This is a genomic window from Gordonia desulfuricans NBRC 100010 (assembly GCF_001485495.1).
Lineage (GTDB): Bacteria > Actinomycetota > Actinomycetes > Mycobacteriales > Mycobacteriaceae > Gordonia > Gordonia desulfuricans.
On record NZ_BCNF01000090.1, the window covers coordinates 1 to 17,552 of the forward strand.

Sequence of the window (17,552 nt, forward strand, 5' to 3'; positions counted from 1 at the left end):
AAAGATCGAGTCCGGACCCGACGAAGGCCGAACCTGGTGGCAACACAACGCCGAACCCGGCGCCCCACCCACCGAACGCCTCATCAACCGATTACCCGATGTGGCACACAACTATTTCACCAACCTCGAACAGGTACGCGCCGAAATCCACGGCCGTACCCCACTCGAACGTGCCGGATTCACCCTCAACCGGATCAACGTGTTCGACGTGATCACGCCCGGACTGTTCACCGCAGACACACCCCACGCCCACGCATTCCGGGCGGCGATGAAATCAGCCGGACTATGAACCGCGGTCACCGACACCGCCGACTCACCGGGTTTCGACACGGGTCCTCGCTACGCTCGGTCCCGGCTCAACCACCAACAGTGGTGCTCTATCAATCATGTTGCCGCCGTTGATGGTTGAGCCGATGCGGAGCGTAGCGACAAGTCGTGTCGAAACCCCCGCCGGCCGAGCTCGGAACGCAACCACCAGGTTCGAGGTACTCACCGACACCGTCGACTCGCCGGGTTTCGACTCGGGTCCTCGCGATGCTCGGTCCCGGCTCAACCACCAAATCGTGGTGCGGCCATTGATGGTTGAGCTGACGCGGAGTGTTGCGCGGGTGCCGTTCACTTCGAGGTGGTCACCGACATCGTCGACTCACCGGGTTTCGACTCGGGTCCTCGCTACGCTCGGTCCCGGCTCAACCACCAAATCATGGGGCTCTGTCAAACATGTTGCCGCCGTGGGTGGGTGCCGACATCGTCGACTCACGAGGTTTCGACACGGGTCCTCGCTACGCTCGGTCCCAGCTCAACCACCGAATGTGGCTGCGGCCGTGGATCGTTGAGCCGACGCGGAGCGCGGCTCAACCACCACATCATGGCTACAGCGCCGACTCGATCTCGTCGCGGGCCTGCTCGAAGGCAGCGCGCACGGCGGCGACGTCGGGACCGGCTCGCAGTACGCCGCGCGAACTCGCGGGCAGCAGCCACGACGAGTCGGCGTCGGCGAAGACCTCGGGAAGGTCCGCTGCGGTGGCCCCCTGCGCACCGAGCCCCGGCGAGAGGATCGGACCGCGCAATGCGCTCAGATCCAGCCCGTGGGCGCGGGTCGCGCCGACCACCACGCCGACGGTTGCCGAGCCGTCGGCGTTCACGGCGGCGGCGTCGTCGACGATGCGCTGGCCGACGGTGCGGCCGTCGGCATCGGCGAGCTGCACCTGCGCGCCCTCCGGATTGGAGGTGCGGGCGAGCACGAACACTCCCCGACCGCCGGCCCGGGCGGCGTCGACAGCCGGTGCGAGGGAACCGAATCCGAGGTACGGCGACACCGTCACCGCATCGGACACCAACGGCGACGACTCACCCAGCCACGACTGCGCATAGGCGGCCATGGTGGAACCGATGTCGCCACGCTTGGCGTCGGCGAGGACCAGCGCACCGGCCTCCCGGCAGCCGGTGATGACCCGTTCGAGGACCGCGAACCCGGCCGAACCGAACGCCTCGAAGAACGCGACCTGCGGCTTGATCACCGCGGCGGCGGGACCGAGCGCTTCGATGCAGATGTCGGCGAACCGGCCCAGGCCGTCGGCATCCACCGACAGCCCCCAGGCCTCGAGGAGTTCGGTGTGCGGGTCGATGCCGGCACACAGCCGGCCCCGCGCGTCCACCGACGCGCGGTAGCGGTCCCCGAACCCGGTCATCGTTCGTTCACCAGTGCGGCATGGCGACGCTGGATGGACTCGACACCCATCTGCTCGTTGCGTGCGGCCTCGATACCCTGCACCGCAGCGCTGGCACCCTGCACCGTGGTGATGCACGGGATGCCGACCGACACTGCGGCACTACGGATCTCGTAACCGTCGACGCGTGGCCCGGACTGGCCGAACGGGGTGTTGATGACCATCGCGATCTCGTGCGCACGGATCGCGTCGATGACGGTCTTCTCTCCCGGCTTGGCCTCGAAGTGCTTGCGCACCGTGGTGCACTCGACCCCGTTGCGCCGCAACACATCGGCGGTGCCCTCGGTGGCGAGGATGGTGAACCCGAGGTCGGCGAGATGCTTGACCGGGAACAGCAGGGCCCGCTTGTCCTTGTTGGCCACCGACACGAACACTGCACCCTCGGTGGGCAGCGACCCGTAGGCCGCGGTCTGCGACTTGGCGAAGGCACGCCCGAAGTCGGCGTCGATGCCCATGACCTCGCCGGTGGACTTCATCTCCGGGCTCAGCAGCGAGTCGATGCCGGTGCCGTCATGGCGACGGAACCGGTTGAACGGCAGCACCGCCTCCTTGACCGCGACGGCCGACGAGGTCGGCATGGTCGCGCCGTCACCGGTGGCAGGCAGGATCGACTGCTCACGCAGCTCGGCGATGGAGGTGCCGAGCATGACGCGGGCACACGCCTTGGCCAGCTGCACCGCGGTGGTCTTGGACACGAACGGCACGGTGCGGCTCGCCCGCGGATTGGCCTCGAGCACATAGAGGACGTCGTCCTTGAGCGCGTACTGCACGTTGAGCAGACCACGCACCCCGATCCCCTTAGCGAGGGCCTCGGTGGACTTGCGCACCATCTCCAGATCCGCACGGCCCAGGGTCACCGGCGGCAGCGCACACGCGGAGTCGCCGGAGTGGATACCGGCCTCCTCGATGTGCTCCATGATCCCGCCGATGTACACCTCGGTGCCGTCACACAGGGCGTCGACGTCGATCTCGACCGCATCCTCCAGGAAGCGGTCCACCAGCACCGGATGGTCGGGGGTGAGCTCGGTGGCGCGAGTGATGTAGTCGGCCAGCGACTTCTCGTCGTACACGATCTCCATGCCACGACCGCCGAGGACATACGACGGACGCACCAGCACCGGGTAACCGATGCGGGCCGCGGTGTCGCGGGCCTCCTCGAAACTGGTCGCCGTACCGAACGCGGGGGCGGGCAGGCCGGCGGCGGTGAGCACCTTGCCGAACTCGCCACGGTCCTCGGCGAGGTCGATGGCCTTGGGGCTGGTGCCGACGATCGGTACCCCGGCGGCCTCGAGACGGTGCGCCAGGCTCAGCGGGGTCTGGCCGCCGAGCTGCACGATCACACCCGCGACGGTGCCCGACTGCGATTCCGCGTGGTAGACCTCGAGGACGTCCTCGAAGGTCAGCGGCTCGAAGTAGAGGCGGTCGGCGGTGTCGTAGTCGGTCGACACGGTCTCCGGGTTGCAGTTGACCATCACGGTCTCGTACCCGGCCTCGCTCAGGGTGAGCGCGGCGTGCACACACGAGTAGTCGAACTCGATGCCCTGACCGATCCGGTTGGGACCCGAACCGAGGATGAGCACCTTGGGCCGCTCGGTCTGCGGGGCGATCTCACTGGTGGCGGCGGGATCGAGCTCGTAGGTCGAGTAGTGGTACGGCGTCTTGGCCTCGAACTCGGCCGCGCAGGTGTCAACGGTCTTGTACACCGGCCGCACACCGAGCTCGTGACGGCGCGCGCGCACCGCGTCCTGGTCGGCGAACTCACTGCGCAGCGCGGCGATCTGGCGGTCGGAGAAGCCGGTCGACTTGGCCTCTCGCAGCAGCTCGACGGTGAGCTCGTCGGCGTCGCGGATCTCGTTGCCCAGCGCGCCGATCCCGGCGATCTCGGCCAGGAACCACGGGTCGATGGCGGTGGCCTCGTAGACCTGCTCGATGGTGGCACCGGCGTCGAAGGCCAGCATCAGCCCGTACAGCCGGCCGTCCTTGGGGGTCTTGAGCGACTCGAGCAGCGCGTCGAGATCCAGCGTCGCCGGATCGGGGCGGTGCGGTTCGGTCCAGAACCCGGCGGCCTTGGTCTCCAGCGACCGCATCACCTTGCCGAGGGCCTCGGCGAAGCTGCGGCCCAGGCTCATCGCCTCGCCGACCGACTTCATCGTGGTGGTCAGGGTGTCGTCGGCGCCGGGGAACTTCTCGAACGCGAACCGCGGCGCCTTCACCACGACGTAGTCGAGGGTCGGCTCGAAGCAGGCCGGCGTCTCCTCGGTGATGTCGTTGGTGATCTCGTCGAGGCTGTAGCCGATGGCCAGCTTCGCGGCGATCTTGGCGATCGGGAAGCCGGTGGCCTTCGAGGCGAGCGCCGACGACCGCGACACACGCGGATTCATCTCGATGACCACCAGGCGTCCGTCGCTCGGGTCCTGCGCGAACTGGATGTTGCAGCCGCCGGTGTCGACACCGACCTGACGCAGGATGGCGATCGAGAGATCACGCATCTTCTGGTACTCGCGGTCGGTGAGGGTCATCGCCGGGGCGACGGTCACCGAGTCGCCGGTGTGCACACCGACCGGGTCGACGTTCTCGATGGAGCAGATCACCACGACGTTGTCGCGGTGGTCGCGCATCAGCTCGAGCTCGTATTCCTTCCAGCCGAGGATGGACTCCTCGATCAGGACGTTGGCGGTCGGCGACGCGGCCAGGCCGCCACCGGCGATCCGCTCCAGGTCGGTCTCGTCATAGGCCATACCCGAGCCGAGCCCGCCCATGGTGAACGACGGCCGCACCACGACGGGGTAGCCGAGTTCGGCGACGGTCGCGCGGACCTCTTCCATGGTGTGGCAGACGGCCGACCGGGCACTCTCGCCACCGACCTCGGCGACGATGTCCTTGAACTTCTGGCGGTCCTCACCGCGCTGGATGGCGTCGAAGTCGGCGCCGATCAGCTCGATCCCGTACTTCTCCAGCGAACCGCGATCATGCAGTGCCACAGCGGCATTGAGTGCGGTCTGCCCACCGAGGGTGGCCAGCACGGCGTCGATCGGGTGGCCGGCGTCGCGCTCGGCCTCGATCACCTTCTCGATGTATTCGGCGGTGATCGGCTCGATGTAGGTGGCGTCGGCGAACTCCGGGTCGGTCATTATCGTGGCCGGGTTGGAGTTGACCAGGCTCACCCGCAGGCCCTCGGCCTTGAGGACGCGGCATGCCTGGGTGCCGGAGTAGTCGAACTCGCAGGCCTGGCCGATCACGATCGGACCGGAACCGATGACCAGGACGTGGGACAGATCTGTGCGGCGCGGCATCAGGCCCTCGCTCCTCGTGCGCGGTCACCCTCGAGCAGGGTGACGAATGTGTCGAACAGGTACGCGGCGTCGTGGGGTCCGGCGGCCGCCTCGGGGTGATACTGCACCGAGAACGCGCGGCCGGAGGCCAGCTCCACACCCTCGACGGTGCCGTCGTTGGCGCAGACATGGCTGACCCGGGCCCGCCCGAAGTCGGTGTCGAATTCCTCGCCGGCCTCGCCCTCGAGCGCGAAGCCGTGGTTCTGTGCGGTGATCGACACCTTGCCGGTGGCGTGGTCGATCACCGGGATGTTGATGCCGCGGTGTCCGAAGGTCATCTTGTAGGTGCCGCGACCGAGCGCCCGGCCCAGGATCTGGTTGCCGAAGCAGATCCCGAACAACGGCAGGTCCGCACCCAGCACCTCGCGGGTCAGTGCCACCGCGGTGTCGGCGGTGGCCGGGTCGCCGGGGCCGTTCGACAGGAACACACCGTCGACGCCGAGGTCGCGGATCTGCTCGAAGGTCGCCGTGGACGGCAGCACCTGCACCGCGACGCCGCGCTCGGCGAACATGCGCGGGGTGTTGGTCTTGATACCCAGGTCGATGGCGGCCACCCGGAAGCGGGTCTCGGCCGCCGGTTCCACCAGGTAGCCGGTGTCGGTGGTGACCTCACCGGCGAGGTCGGCGCCCTTCATCGACGGCTGGTTGCGGACCCGGGCGAGCAGCTCGTCGGTGTCGGCGAGGGCGGCACCGGAGAACACCCCGGCGCGCATCGAGCCGTGGTCGCGCAGTACCCGCACCGCGGTGCGGGTGTCGATGCCGGAGATCCCGACGATGCCCTGACGCACCAGCTCGTCCTCGAGGGAGGTGGTGGCACGCCAGTTGGAGACGCGGCGGGTGGGGTTGCGCACGGCGTATCCGGCGACCCAGATCTTGCCCGAGTCGCCGTCGACGCCCTGGCTGCCCGCGCTGCCGGTGGACTCGCCGTCCTCGTCGTTCCAGCCGGTGTTGCCGATCTGCGGGGCGGTCGCCACCACGATCTGCCGGTGATAGCTGGGATCGGTGAGGGTCTCCTGATAGCCGGTCATGGCGGTGCAGAAGACCGCCTCGCCGAGGGTCTCACCGACGGCACCGAATGCCCGGCCGGTGAACACCTGCCCGTTCTCGAGCACCAGAACCGCTGGGGTCATTGATCTTTCCTCTGTTCGATATCGGGCTGGGTGGACTCGGGCGCGGAGCTGTCACGCCCGCCGTCGGGATCGAACTCGGCGACCCAGCCGGGGTAGATGGACTTGTCGTCGGCGCGGAACCCGGTGTCGAGCTCGGTCCCGTTGGGCAGTGCCCAGCGGATCACGAGCACACCGTCGGCGGTCATCACCTTGCCGGCGTGGCCGCGTTCGGTGCGCACCGCGGTGATCGACTCCCGCGGAATCCAGACCGCGCTCGCCCCGTCGCGTTCGACCAGGATGCCGCTCGCGTGCAGACCGATCGACGACGCCGCACGGTCGCCGTAGTCGCCCACGGCGACCCGGTTCTGCCAGCTCGGCGCGAAGGTCGCACCGAGGTACATCCCGGTGTCGGGGCCCAGCGTGACCGGTCCCGGATCATCGGGCACCACGGGGAGCTCGCCGACCGCGTCGACCTGTCGTCGGCCACGATTGCGCCAACCGCGCAGGACCAGGGAGATCAGCACCAGCCACAAGGCGAGCACCGCGATCACGATGATCAGGTCGAACCACATGTCGTTCATGCCCGTGCCTGCCCGCCGGCGGCGGTGACCACCCCGCGCAGCACCGTGGCGGTGATCGTGGCGGGCATCGACATCGCCTCGTACGGCGTGTTCGACGACAGGCTGGCCAGCTCGTCACCGTGGACCACCCAGGGGGTGTCCGGGTCGACGACGGTCAGGTTGCCCGGCTCGCCGACCGCGATGGGCCGGCCCTGGTCGGTGAGCCCGACGATCTGGGCGGGCCGCTCGCTCATCACCCGGGCCACGCCGCGCCAGTCCAGCAGTCCCGGCTCCACCAGGGTCTGCACCACGATCGGCAGGGCCGTCTGCAGGCCCAGCATGCCGGGTTTGGCGGCCGAGAACTCGCAGCACTTCTCCTGCGAGGCGTGCGGGGCATGGTCGGTGGCGACGCAGTCGACGATGCCGTCGGCCAGCGCCTGACGCAGCGCGAGGGTGTCGCGTTCCTCACGCAGCGGCGGGTTGACCTTGTTGATCGGGTCGTAGCCCTCCAGGCGGGCGTCGGTGAGCAGCAGGTGATGCGGGGTGACCTCGGCGGTCACCGAGATGCCCTGGTCCTTGGCCCAGCGGAGCAGTTCGACGGTGCCCTCGGTGGAGGCATGGCAGATGTGCACGCGGGCACCGGCATCGCGGGCCAGCAGCGCATCGCGCACCACGATCGACTCCTCGGCGGCACGCGGCCAGCCGGCCAGGCCCAGGCGCGCCGCCGTGGGTCCCTCGTGGGCGATCGCGCCGACGGTCAGCCGCGGCTCCTCGGCGTGCTGGGCGATCAGGACGCCGAGGCCCTTCGCATATTCCAGTGCGCGCCGCATGATCAGCGGATCGTGCACGCATTTGCCGTCGTCGCTGAACATCCGCACGTTGCCGACCCCGGCGGCCATCATGCCCATCTCGGCGAGCTGCTCGCCCTTGAGGCCGACGGTGACCGCACCCACCGGGTGGACGTCGACCAGGCCGACCTCGCGGCCGGTGCGCCAGACGTTGTCGGTGATGGTCGAGTTGTCGGCGACCGGGTTGGTGTTGGCCATCGCGAACACCGCGGTGTAGCCGCCGAGCGCGGCGGCACGCGAGCCGGATCGGATGGTCTCGGTGTCCTCGCGGCCGGGTTCACGCAGGTGGGTGTGCATGTCGACGAAGCCGGGCAGCAGGATGCCGCCGTTGCCGTCGATCTCCTCGGCGCCGGCCGGGACGGTGACCGTGGCGCCGATCTCGGTGATCTGCCCGTCGGTGACCACGACGTCGACGGGGTCACCCTCGCCGTAGGGCCTGACCTGATGCAGGACAACCGATCCGGACCGGGCACTTCCGGTGGCATCGGCGGTTCCGGCGTGGGCGCTCACAGTGAGTCTCCTGTCTGTTCGGTGCCGACGAGCAGGCGGAAGAGCACCGCCATGCGGACGTGTACACCGTTGCGGACCTGGTCGACGACGGTGGCCTGCGGGGCGTCGGCGACCGAGAACCCGATCTCCATGCCGCGCAGCATCGGTCCGGGGTGCAGCACCACGGCCTTGTCGTCGAGCAGGGCGAGGCGGCGCTCGTTGAGCCCGAAGCGCACCGAGTACTCGCGGGAGCTCGGGAAGAACCCGCCGTTCATGCGTTCGGCCTGCACCCGCAGCATCATCACCGCGTCGACGGCGGCGAGTTCGGCGTCGAGGTCGCCGGAGACGGTGACCGGCCACTGTTCCACCCCGACCGGCAGCAGTGTGGGCGGTGCGACGAGCACCACCTCGGCACCGAGGGTGGCCAGCAGGTGGGCGTTGGACCGGGCGACCCGCGAGTGCAGGACGTCGCCGACCAGCGCGATCCGACGACCGGAGAGGCCACCGAGCCGCTGACGCAGCGTCAGCGCGTCCAGCAGCGCCTGGGTGGGGTGCTCGTGGGTGCCGTCGCCGGCGTTGATCACCGCCGGGCCGCTGCCGTCGGCCTCGGTGGTCCAGGCGGCGATCTGGTGGGCCGCACCCGACGCCGGGTGCCGCACGATCAGCGCATCGGCACCGGCCGCGCGCAAGGTCTTGGCGGTGTCGCGCAGCGACTCCCCCTTGCCGACCGACGAACTCGACGCCGACACGTTGATCACGTCGGCACTCATCCATTTGCCGGCCACCTCGAACGACACCCGGGTGCGGGTGGAGTTCTCGTAGAAGACCGTCATCACCGTGCGGCCACGCAGGGTGGGCAGCTTGCGCACCTCGCGACCGGCCAGGGCCTGCTCGAAACGTTCTGCCTCGTCGAGCAATTCGGTGGCGGCGTCGGCGGAGAGATCCTGGGTGGACAGCAGGTGCCGCATCAGTTCTCCTCCCCCGCCGCCTCGGTCACCGGGCCGGACAGGACCACCTCGTCCACCCCGTCGTGCTCGACGAGGTGCACCGAGACGCTCTCGTCGCGGGAGGTGGGGATGTTCTTGCCGACATAGTCTGCGCGCAAAGGCAATTCGCGATGGCCGCGGTCGATCAGCACGGCCAGCTGCACCGCCGCCGGGCGCCCCAGGTCACGCAGTGCGTCGAGTGCCGCGCGCACCGTGCGCCCCGAGTACAGGACGTCGTCGGCGAGCACCACGATCGCGTGGTCGACACCGCCGGCCGGGACCACGGTGCGTTCGAGCGGGCGGTGCGGCTTGGCCCGCAGATCGTCACGGTAGAGCGTGATGTCGAGGTAGCCGACCGGGATGTCGCGGCCTGCGAACTCGCTGACCTTTGCGGCCAGACGGTCCGCCAGAGTGGTTCCGCGAGTGGGGATTCCGATGATGATGACGCGCGGTGCGTCGGGGGCGTCGAGAGCGTTCTTCTCGATCACCTGATGCGCGACCCGCGCGATGGTCCGGGCTACATCGCCGGCATCGAGCAGGACGCGCCTGTTGGGTTGTGACCCTGTGGTGGGCGTGACCACGCCGACCTCCTTCTCCGCCTCACCGGACGGATCGTTAAAGGACGTCTGTCTCCGCGACACTTTACACCGCCGGCCGGCGGCGCAGAGTGTCAGTCCTCGGCGTCGCCGGGCAGCTCGACCGCGGCCGCCGACCGCACCTGCGGTGCGAGATCGGCGATCCGGCCGAGTACGCCATTGACGAACGACGGTGACTCGTCGGTGGACAACTCCTTGGCCAACTCGACCGCCTCGTCGACGATCACGACCGGATCGACGTCCGTGGCGTTGAACAGTTCCCAGGTGGCCAGGCGCAGGATCGCCCGGTCCACCGCGGGAAGCCGTTCGAGGGTCCACCCGCGCAGGTGCGACGACACGACGGCGTCGATCTGCGCCTGATCGGCCACGAGGCCGTCGATCACGCGGGCGGTGTAGGGATGGATCTGGCCGACACTCTCATCGGTGTGGACCAGTACACGGCGCTCGGCGACGAGGTCGGCGGGGCTGACCTGCTTGGCCTCGGCCTCGAACAGCAGGTCCACGGCGCGACGCCGCGCCTTGTGCCGGGTTCCGGGTTTCTTCACGATACGAGCGGTGATCAGCTGTTGACGCGGCCGAGGTAGCTGCCGTCGCGCGAGTCGACCTTGAGCTTGTCGCCGGTGTTGATGAACAGGGGCACCTGGATCTCGGCACCGGTCTCCATCTTGGCGGGCTTGGTGCCACCGGTGGAGCGGTCGCCCTGCAGGCCGGGATCGGTGTGCTCGACGATCAGCTCGACCGTCACCGGGAGCTCGACGAACAGCGGGTTGCCCTCGTTCAGCGACACCTGCACGGTCATGTTCTCCAGCAGGAAGCGGGCGCCGTCACCGACGGTGGCCGGCGGGATCGAGAACTGCTCGTAGTCCTGCGCGTCCATGAACACGTAGTCGGTGCCGTCGTTGTACAGGAAGGTCATGTCGCGACGGTCGACGGTCGCGGTCTCCACCTTGATGCCGGCGTTGAAGGTCTTGTCGACGATCTTGCCGCTCAGGATGTTCTTGATCTTGGTCCGCACGAAGGCCGGGCCCTTGCCGGGCTTGACGTGCTGGAACTCCTGGATCTGCCAGAGCTGGTCGTCCATGCGCAGCACGAGGCCGTTCTTGAAGTCGGCGGTGGTCGCCATATGGTGTTTCCCTTTTCCCTCTACGTCGAAGAGTGACCGTCAGATGACGGTGAATGCCTTGTCGGTGGCGGTCAGCAGGTCCGGTTCGCCGTCGGTGACGACGAGCGTGTCCTCGATCCTGACGCCACCTCGTCCCGGGAGGTAGACGCCGGGTTCCACGGTCACCGCTGCGCCGCATGGCAGTGTACCCGCAGCAAGTTTGCCGATTCCCGGCGCTTCGTGGATCTCGAGTCCCACACCGTGCCCGAGACCGTGCACGTAGTGCTCGCCGTGACCGGCGGCATCGATCACGTCGCGGGCTGCGGCGTCGACCGCCCGCAGGTCGGCGCCCGGAGTCAGGGCGGCGCGCCCGGCGGCCTGCGCGGTCGCCACGAGGTCGTAGATCTCACGCTGCCAGTCCTGGGCGTGATGCAACACATAGGTGCGGGTCATGTCGGAGTGGTAGCCGCCGAACACCGCCCCGAAATCGATCTTGACCAGGTCGCCGTCGGCGAGGACGGCGTCGGTGGGCCGATGGTGCGGGATGGCCGAGTGGGCCCCGGCGGCGACGATCGTCTCGAAGGCGATGGCGTCGGCGCCGCGGGCGTACATCTCCCATTCCAGGGCGCGGGCGACGGCACGTTCGGTGGCGCCGGCGCGGATCACCCCGCCGGCGATGATCGCGGCGAGCGCCTCGTCACCGATCGCACATGCCCGGCGCAGCAGGGCGATCTCCCCCGCGTCCTTGACCGCACGCAGGCCCAGGACCAGCCCCGATGTGGCGACGAGTTCGGTGGTGGCGTCGAGGCCGGCACTCAGGCCCCGATGTGCGGCGACGGTCAGCGTGTCGGCCTCGAAGCCGATCCGACGCGCCCCGGCGCGCACGGCCACCTCGAGCAGGGCGGCCGGGGTGTCGCGGGCGATCACCGCGACCAGGTCACCGGCCTGCGCGCCGACCTGGGTGGTGTAGCGGCCGTCGGTGCAGATGCGGTCGGCGTCGGGACCGCCGGCCGAGACCAGCAGCGCCCCGTTGGACCCGGTGAACCCGGTCAGATAGCGCAGGTTGACCAGATCGGAGACGATCAGCGCGTCGACGGGGGTCTCGGCCGAACGCAGCAGTTCGCGCAACCGTTCACGACGGGCGGCGGTGGCCGGCGGTGCAGTGGTGCTCATCGGATCCAGGCTACGACTCCACCCCCGCCGAGGTGGTGCTCGGCCACCCGGGGACAGAAAGTGTGGTCGAGAGCACTTGACGGGACTTACTGTCTAGTACGCTGTCCGCCATGGCTTCTTCGTGGTTGCTTCGTGGCGGCGTGATGACCGTCGTACACGTGCTCGCCCGCGTCCTGCTCGGCGTCGCCGTGATCCATTCCCCGCTGCACTCGACGACATGGAAGACCGTGGTGGTCGCCGTCGTCGTGCTGATCGCCCTGCTGTGGGGCGGCGTGGACGGTATCGCCGATGCGCGGGCCAACCCCGACCCCGACGACTACCAGGACCTCACCGTGCGCTGGCTCAAGGCCGGCGTGTTCGCAGGTGTGGTGGCCGGCGTGGTCTCGTGGGCGATCGGGACGTTCTGGTTCGCCGGCATCGGCCAGGCGAACTTCGCGGTGGAACTGTTCGCCGGCGGTTCGTTCACCGCCCTGCTGATCTTCGTGCCCGCCTTCGTCGGTGCCGCGGTGGGCCGCTTCCTGGTCCGTCGCGACCAGCGCAAGAACGAGCCCGACACCTCCGACTGGTCGGTGCACGAGGCCCGGACCGAGGAGATCAGCGCCTCCTGAGCCCGTCCGCTCCGCCCACTTCGGCCCAACCGAGAACCGCCGCATCCCGATCATCGGGACGCGGCGGTTCTTCGTTGTCGGGACGCCCGGGGGCGATCCGGTCAGAGCAGGGTGGTGCCGTTCGGCGCGGTGTCGGCGGCGACCGCCGAGTATGCGGCGGCGATCAGCGACGGGTCGGGCCCCTCGAGACGGCCCGGGTTGGCCAGACCGTCGAGGACGACGAAGCGCAGCACGCCGGAGCGGTTCTTCTTGTCGCCGGCCATACCCTTCATCAGATCGCCGAGCGCATCGGCGTCGTAGGTGGTGGGCAGGCCGACCAGCTTCAGGATCGCGGCGTGACGGTCGGCGGTGGCGTCGTCGAGACGGCCCGCCAGACGGGCCAGCTCGGCGGCGAACACCAGGCCCACCGAGACGGCGGCGCCGTGACGCCAGCGGTACCGCTCGCGACGCTCGATCGCGTGGCCGAGGGTGTGACCGTAGTTGAGGATCTCCCGCAGCGACGACTCCTTGAGGTCGGCGGCCACCACATCGGCCTTGACCTGCACCGAGCGGCGGATCAGCTCCGGCAGCACCGGACCGGTGGGATCGGTCGCGGCGGCCGGGTCGGCCTCGATCATGTCGAGGATCACCGGGTCGGCGATGAAACCGGTCTTGATCACCTCGGCGAGTCCGGCGATCACCTCGTTGCGGGGGACGGTCTCGAGGGTGGCGATGTCGATCAGCACGGCGTCGGGCTCGTGGAACGACCCCACCAGGTTCTTGCCGGCGTCGGTGTTGATGCCGGTCTTGCCGCCGACCGCGGCGTCGACCATCGCGAGCAGGGTGGTCGGGACATGGATGACGCCGATGCCGCGCATCCAGGTGGCCGCGACGAAGCCGGCGAGGTCGGTGGCCGCGCCGCCACCCAGCGAGATGATCTTGTCGTTGCGCTTGAGGCCGATCCGGCCGCACACCTCCCAGCAGAACGCCGCGACCGAGAGGTCCTTACCCGCCTCGGCGTCCGGGATCTCGATACGGTGCGCGTCGAAACCCTTCTCCGACAAGAACTCCCGAATCTGTTCGGCAGTCGCGGTGAGGGTCGGCTGATACAGGATGGCGATGTGGTCGGCACCGGCGGCAGCGTCGGCGAGCTCGCCGAGCAGTCCCCGGCCGATGATCACGTCGTACGGGGAAGCGGTGGCGACCCGGATGCGTACCGGCTCGGCTTCTGCGGTCTGCTCGCTCATGCGGTCCTCTCGTTCACACGGCTGTCGGCGGGGCGGCGGGTGCCGTCCCCGGAGACGGTGTTGTTCTGGGCGATCTCGGCGAGGATCAGGTCGGCGACGGTCTCCGCGTCCCCGGCACCGGCATCCACCTCGATGGTCGCGACATCGCGGTAGGTCTCGGCACGCTCGGCGAGCAGCTCGCGGTAGCGGGCGGCCGGGTCGTCGGTGGCCAGCATCGGGCGATCGGTTCCGGCGACCCGCGCGAACCCGGCCTCGGGACCGATCCGCAGGTGCACCACACGGTGCCCGTCGAGGGCCTCGGCGACCGCCGGGGTGGTGACCGCTCCCCCGCCGAGTGCCACCACACCACGGTGGGTGGCCAGCACGTCGGTCACCACGTCCCGCTCGATTTCGCGGAACCGCGCAGCACCCTCCGCGGTGAAGATCTCCGGGATGGTGCGGCCCTCACGGCGTTCGATCTCGGTGTCGGTGTCGATGAAGTCCACCCCGATCAGACCTGCGAGGACCCGCCCGACCGTCGACTTGCCCGCACCCATGAACCCGATCAGGACCACCGCGGGGCGTCCGACGATGATCACGGCTGCGGCGGGCGCGACTCGATGCGCTTGAGGTAGGCCTGCAGGTTGTCGGCGGTCTCGGTGACCGAGTCGCCACCGAACTTCTCCAGCGCGGCCTGGGCCACCACGAGCGCCACCATCGCCTCGGCGACCACACCCGCCGCCGGGACCGCGCACACATCCGACCGCTGGTGGATCGCGCTGGCCTGCTCGCCGGTGCTCATGTCGACCGTGGACAGCGCGCGCGGCACCGTCGAGATCGGCTTCATCGCCGCACGCACCCGCAGGCTCTCGCCGTTGGTCATGCCGCCCTCGAGGCCACCGGCCCGGTTGGTCGAGCGCAGCACACCGTCGGGTCCGGGGACCATCTCGTCGTGGGCGGCGCTGCCGCGGCGGCGGGCGGTCTGGAAGCCGTCGCCCACCTCGACACCCTTGATCGCCTGGATTCCCATCAGCGCGGCGGCCAGCCGGGCATCGAGGCGGGTCTCACCGCTGACGTGCGACCCGAGACCGACCGGCACACCGGTGGCGACCACCTCGACCACACCGCCGAGGGTGTCCCCGTCCTTCTTGGCGGCCTCGATCTCACCGATCATCTCGGCCTCGGCGTCCTTGCCGTAGGCGCGCACCGGGCTGGCGTCGATCGCCTCTAGGTCGGTGAACTGCGGGGTCGGCCCGTCGTACGGGGTGCTCGCCCCGATCGAGATCACATGGGAGAACACGTCGATGCCGAACACCTGACGCAGCAGCGCCTTGGCGACGGTACCGGCGGCCACCCGGGCCGCGGTCTCCCGGGCGCTGGCGCGCTCGAGGATCGGACGGGCGTCGTCGAAGCCGTACTTGAGCATGCCCGAGTAGTCGGCATGTCCCGGGCGCGGCCGGGTCAGCGGCGCATTGCGGGCGCTCCCGGCGAGGACCTCGGGATCCACCGGGTCGGCGGCCATGACCGTCTCCCACTTGGGCCACTCGGTGTTCCCGATCTCGATGGCGACCGGCCCGCCCAGCGTCAGGCCATGACGCAGCCCGCCGATGACGGTGACCTTGTCGGCCTCGAACTTCATTCGCGCACCTCGGCCGTAGCCGAGCCGGCGGCGGGCCAGCTGCTCGGCGATGTCCGACGACGTGATCTCGACTCCGGCGACCATTCCCTCGACGATCGCCACGAGTGCCGGGCCATGAGACTCTCCGGCGGTTATCCAGCGCAACACAATGGTCGATTCTTCCATGCACGCGATCCCGGCCGCGAACAGCTCCCGCCCTAGCCGAACACGGCCGCCGGGATCACCACCGTCACCCACGCCGCGACCAGTGCCGGGGCGTGCGGTCGGCGCACACCTGGGGACCGCGCGGCCAGATGCGCCAGCAGGTGCAGGACCTGTGCGAGGAACACCATCAGCAACGTCGACGCGGTGTCGGCGAGCAGGCCGCCGAGCACCACGGCCAGTTTCACGTCGCCGCCGCCGGACAGTCGCGCGGTGAAGGCGACGGTGTACGGCAGGGCCGCGATCAGCGCGCCGGCCGCGGCCATCGGGTGGACGAGGGCACCCACCATCACCGCGAGCACGCCGGGGACGACGAGCCGGTTGGGGATGGTCACGTTCCGGCGGTCGGTGTCGGCGATCAGGGCCAGCCACCCTGCGATGACGGCGAGCGCGATGACGGTCACCCGGTCAGTGTCGACGAGTTGCTGCCCGCCGTGGTTCCGCCGCCGCGACCGATGTGGACGTCGGCGGTTCTGTGGATCGGCGGTCGGGCGATGTGCGTGCGTTCCAGCGGATCGTGACAGAGGTTTCGACGGACGGCCGGCGTCGCTATCGCGACGGCGACCTGCTCAACCACCCACAACAGCGCAACTCACCCGGCGATCACACCACCCACAACAGCGCACCCCACGCGACGATCGAACCACCCACAGCGGCACAACCACACGATGATTGAGCCGCCGAGGAGCGCAGCGACAAGGCGAGTCGAAATCCCCGCAACCCGAACACACCACGCAACCACCCCCAAGCGGCCACCACCCATCGCGACCCAACAGAGGTTTCGACAGCCGGCCGGCGTCGCTATCGCGACGACGACCTGCTCAACCACCCACAACAACGCAACTCACCCACAGCAGCGCACCCCACACGATGATTGAGCCGCCGAGGAGCGCAGCGACAAGGCGAGTCGAAATCCCCGCAACCCGAACACACCACGCAACCACCCCCACACGGTCACCACCCATCGCGACCCAACAGAGGTTTCGACAGCCGGCCGGCGTCGCCATCGCGACGACGACCTGCTCAACCACCCACAACAGCGCAACTCACCCACAGCGGCGCGCCCGGCCACACGGTGCCCGTTACGCAACGGCGGCGGCCATGGCCTCTCGGGGTGCGGGGAAGCCGGTGAACTGTTCCACCTGGCTGAAGGCCTGGTGCAGGAGCATCACCAATCCGCCGACCACTCGGCCGCCTGCGGCGATGACCGCGGCGGCCAGCGGTGTCGGCCACGGGTTGTAGATGACGTCCACGACGCGCGGCGCTCTCGCCAGCGCATCGATCAGCACCGCGGTGCCGTCGCCGGGGACCGTCGACACGGTGGCCGCGGACTCCGCACACCGGTTCCGCAACACCGGGGTATCGGTGAACGGCACCACCTCGGCGCGCATGCCGAGCCGGTCGGCCAGCTCCAGTACCGAGGTGGCGCGACCGGCGTCGCGGGCGACGACGGTCAATGTGGTGATCCCGGCGGCGGCCAGGGCGGCGACCGTCGGCAGTGCGGTGCCACCGGCACCGACCACGACCGCCGAGGACGGCAGCGGTGATCCGACGGTGCCGGTGTCGACGCCGAGTTCGGCGAGTGCGCCGATCATGCCGTCGATGTCGGTGCAGTCGGCGCGCCATCCGTCGGCGGTACGCACCAAGGTGTTGGCCGAACCCACCAGGACGGCGCGTTCGGTCCGGATGTCGGCGTGGGCGAGTGCGGCGAGCTTGCCGGGCATGGTCACCGAGAACCCGACGTAGTCGGCTCCGGCATCGTCGACCAGGCCGGGCAGTGCGTCGGCGCTGCACTCCCGGCGCACGTAGGTCCAGTCGTGCAGACCCAGCGCCCGGTAGGCGGCCAGGTGCAGATCCGGCGACCGCGAATGCGATACCGGCAGACCCAGGACGGCGGCGCGGCGCGCATAGCGCCCGCCGAACGGTTCGACGAGCGGCGGCGGGCCCAGCGGCAGACGTCGATCGATGCCCATG

General features: G+C 69.5%; 16 protein-coding genes and 1 pseudogene. 2 read left to right on the plus strand and 15 right to left on the minus strand.

The window, feature by feature from the left end:
* Positions 1 to 289, plus strand: a pseudogene (locus GD1_RS25035) (hypothetical protein); the annotation flags it as partial.
* A 583-nt stretch (positions 290 to 872) separates the two neighbouring features.
* Here GD1_RS25035 and pyrF read toward each other — a convergent pair.
* The 10 genes from pyrF to GD1_RS15020 form a co-directional block, all read right to left on the minus strand.
* Positions 873 to 1,691 carry an orotidine-5'-phosphate decarboxylase gene (pyrF, locus tag GD1_RS14975; protein WP_059037888.1) on the minus strand — a complete coding sequence of 273 codons (819 nt, stop codon included), beginning with the start codon at positions 1,689 to 1,691 and terminating at the stop codon, positions 873 to 875.
* Positions 1,688 to 5,023, minus strand: coding sequence for a carbamoyl-phosphate synthase large subunit (gene carB / locus GD1_RS14980; protein WP_059037890.1), 3,336 nt, complete (start codon positions 5,021 to 5,023; stop codon positions 1,688 to 1,690). Before carB ends, pyrF begins: the two co-directional genes overlap by 4 nt.
* The gene (carA, locus tag GD1_RS14985; protein ID WP_059037892.1) at positions 5,023 to 6,192 is read right to left on the minus strand and encodes a glutamine-hydrolyzing carbamoyl-phosphate synthase small subunit; all 1,170 of its coding nucleotides are present in this window, start codon (positions 6,190 to 6,192) and stop codon (positions 5,023 to 5,025) included. The genes carB and carA overlap by 1 nt, the downstream gene beginning before the upstream one ends.
* Complete coding sequence (locus GD1_RS14990; protein WP_020793549.1) at positions 6,189 to 6,752, minus strand: PH-like domain-containing protein; 564 nt, start codon at positions 6,750 to 6,752, stop codon at positions 6,189 to 6,191. The genes carA and GD1_RS14990 overlap by 4 nt, the downstream gene beginning before the upstream one ends.
* Positions 6,749 to 8,089, minus strand: a complete 1,341-nt coding sequence (locus tag GD1_RS14995) for a dihydroorotase (protein WP_053776480.1) — start codon at positions 8,087 to 8,089, stop codon at positions 6,749 to 6,751. Before GD1_RS14995 ends, GD1_RS14990 begins: the two co-directional genes overlap by 4 nt.
* Entirely contained in the window at positions 8,086 to 9,036 is a 951-nt protein-coding gene (locus tag GD1_RS15000) for an aspartate carbamoyltransferase catalytic subunit (protein ID WP_059037894.1), read from the minus strand. The genes GD1_RS14995 and GD1_RS15000 overlap by 4 nt, the downstream gene beginning before the upstream one ends.
* A complete protein-coding gene (pyrR, locus tag GD1_RS15005) occupies positions 9,036 to 9,635 on the minus strand; it encodes a bifunctional pyr operon transcriptional regulator/uracil phosphoribosyltransferase PyrR (protein WP_053776479.1) in 600 nt (199 codons plus the stop codon). The genes GD1_RS15000 and pyrR overlap by 1 nt, the downstream gene beginning before the upstream one ends.
* A gap of 89 nt (positions 9,636 to 9,724) precedes the next feature.
* On the minus strand, positions 9,725 to 10,195 hold the full coding sequence (gene nusB / locus GD1_RS15010) for a transcription antitermination factor NusB (RefSeq protein WP_053776478.1): 471 nt from the start codon (positions 10,193 to 10,195) through the stop codon (positions 9,725 to 9,727).
* Between the two features lie 14 nt (positions 10,196 to 10,209).
* Complete coding sequence (gene efp, locus GD1_RS15015) at positions 10,210 to 10,773, minus strand: elongation factor P (RefSeq protein WP_020791585.1); 564 nt, start codon at positions 10,771 to 10,773, stop codon at positions 10,210 to 10,212.
* Between the two features lie 39 nt (positions 10,774 to 10,812).
* Positions 10,813 to 11,925, minus strand: coding sequence for a M24 family metallopeptidase (locus GD1_RS15020; RefSeq protein ID WP_059037896.1), 1,113 nt, complete (start codon positions 11,923 to 11,925; stop codon positions 10,813 to 10,815).
* A 110-nt stretch (positions 11,926 to 12,035) separates the two neighbouring features.
* Here GD1_RS15020 and GD1_RS15025 point away from each other — a divergent pair, with 110 nt between their 5' ends.
* The gene (locus tag GD1_RS15025; RefSeq protein ID WP_053776476.1) at positions 12,036 to 12,533 is read left to right on the plus strand and encodes a B-4DMT family transporter; all 498 of its coding nucleotides are present in this window, start codon (positions 12,036 to 12,038) and stop codon (positions 12,531 to 12,533) included.
* A 101-nt stretch (positions 12,534 to 12,634) separates the two neighbouring features.
* Here the strand turns inward: GD1_RS15025 and aroB are convergent, their stop codons facing one another.
* From aroB to GD1_RS15055, 5 genes are all read right to left on the minus strand, one after another.
* Positions 12,635 to 13,759: a 3-dehydroquinate synthase gene (aroB, locus tag GD1_RS15030; RefSeq protein WP_059037898.1), complete on the minus strand. Its 1,125-nt coding sequence runs from the start codon at positions 13,757 to 13,759 to the stop codon at positions 12,635 to 12,637.
* Complete coding sequence (locus tag GD1_RS15035) at positions 13,756 to 14,295, minus strand: shikimate kinase (protein WP_082365746.1); 540 nt, start codon at positions 14,293 to 14,295, stop codon at positions 13,756 to 13,758. Before GD1_RS15035 ends, aroB begins: the two co-directional genes overlap by 4 nt.
* A gap of 38 nt (positions 14,296 to 14,333) precedes the next feature.
* Entirely contained in the window at positions 14,334 to 15,542 is a 1,209-nt protein-coding gene (aroC, locus tag GD1_RS15040; RefSeq protein WP_053776545.1) for a chorismate synthase, read from the minus strand.
* Positions 15,543 to 15,574: 32 nt separating this feature from the next.
* Positions 15,575 to 15,982, minus strand: a complete 408-nt coding sequence (locus GD1_RS15045) for a prepilin peptidase (protein ID WP_244882756.1) — start codon at positions 15,980 to 15,982, stop codon at positions 15,575 to 15,577.
* A 678-nt stretch (positions 15,983 to 16,660) separates the two neighbouring features.
* On the minus strand, positions 16,661 to 17,551 hold the full coding sequence (locus tag GD1_RS15055; RefSeq protein ID WP_157079495.1) for a shikimate dehydrogenase: 891 nt from the start codon (positions 17,549 to 17,551) through the stop codon (positions 16,661 to 16,663).
* Between the last annotated feature and the right edge of the window lies 1 nt (position 17,552).